1 pseudogene is annotated in these 1,540 nt (G+C 58.7%); it reads left to right on the top strand.

The window, feature by feature from the left end:
• Window positions 1–1,540, top strand: a pseudogene (locus BN3385_RS00050) (PPE family protein); the annotation flags it as partial.

Genomic DNA, 1,540 nt, shown 5'->3' with positions numbered 1-1,540 from the left:
ATCTCGTTGTTGGATATTCCGGCGGGGCCTGGGTTCTTTAATTCGACGACGAGTCCGACGTCGGGGTTCTTCAATTCGGGTGCTGGTGGTGGTTCGGGGTTCTTCAACTTCGGGGCGGGTAGTTCGGGGTTGTTGAATGTGGTGCCGTTGACGTTGGTGGGTGCGTCGGGGCTGTCGGGGTTCTTGAACTATGGGTCGTTGTCGTCGGGTGTGGCGAATCTGGGGTCGGGGATCTCGGGGATTTACAACACCTCGAGTCTGAATCTTGGTGATCTGGCCAATATTTCGGGCTGGGACAATGTGGGTTCTCAGGTGGCGGGTCTGCTGCGTGGTGCGCAGGTGAACCTGGGTCTGGGGAATCTGGGCTTCGGCAATATCGGCCATGGCAATGTGGGGGATTGGAACCTGGGCCAGGGCAATGAGGGTAGTTCCAATGTTGGTAACGGCAATGTTGGTGATGGGAATCTGGGGTCGGGGAACTCTGGGGATGACAATCTTGGTTCGGGTAATGCGGGGTCGGGCAATGTTGGGTTCGGCAATTTGGGGAACTCGAACATTGGGTGGGGTAATAAGGGGGACAACAACTTTGGGTTCGGGAACACCGGTACGGGCAATATCGGGTTTGGTAACTCGGGGACGGGGAACATCGGGTTTGGTCTGACGGGGAACAATCAGATCGGGATCGGTGCGCTGAACCTGGGGACGGGCAATATCGGGTTGTTCAACTCGGGGAGTAACAACATCGGGTTCTTCAACTCCGGTGATGGGAACATCGGGTTCTTCAACTCGGGGAACAACAACTTCGGGATCGGCAACTCCGGCAACCTGAACACAGGGTTGTTCAATGTGGGGAACACCAACACCGGTATCTCGAATGTGGGTAGTACGAACACCGGGTATGGCAATGCGGGGTCGTTCAACTCCGGTGGGATGAATGTTGGGGATACCAACTCGGGGTTGTTCAATGCGGGTAATACCAACACCGGGCTGGGCAACTCGGGCAACTCGAACACTGGTGTGGGCAACACCGGCAACGTCAACACCGGGGCCTTCATCTCGGGAGACTTCAGCAACGGCTTCTTCTGGCGCGGCCAGAACCAAGGCCAATTCAGCGCCAATCTGGGCATCACCATCCCGGAGATCCCCATCACGCTGGACATCAACGCCCCCATCGACATTCCGATCAGCGTCAACCTCGCCGGCCTCACCCTGGAGACGTTCACCGTCCCCGGCTTCACCATCGCCGCGCCGTTCTGGCCACTGCCACTGGGCGTCAGCGGCGGGACCTCCTTCCAGGTCAGCAACATCACCGTGCCGACGGTGCCCATCACCCTGCCCAACGTCGCCGCCCAGATCGGCGGACCCGGCACCAACATCCACATCACCGGACTGGGCGCGATCAACCCCATCACCATCTCGTTGTTGGATATTCCGGCGGGGCCTGGGTTCTTTAATTCGACGACGAGTCCGACGTCGGGGTTCTTCAATTCGGGTGCTGGTGGTGGTTCGGGGTTCTTCAACTTCGGGGCGGGTAGTTCGG

This window comes from Mycobacterium sp. M26 (assembly GCF_001494595.1).
GTDB lineage: Bacteria > Actinomycetota > Actinomycetes > Mycobacteriales > Mycobacteriaceae > Mycobacterium.
This window is presented reverse-complemented; position numbering and strand designations above follow the sequence as displayed.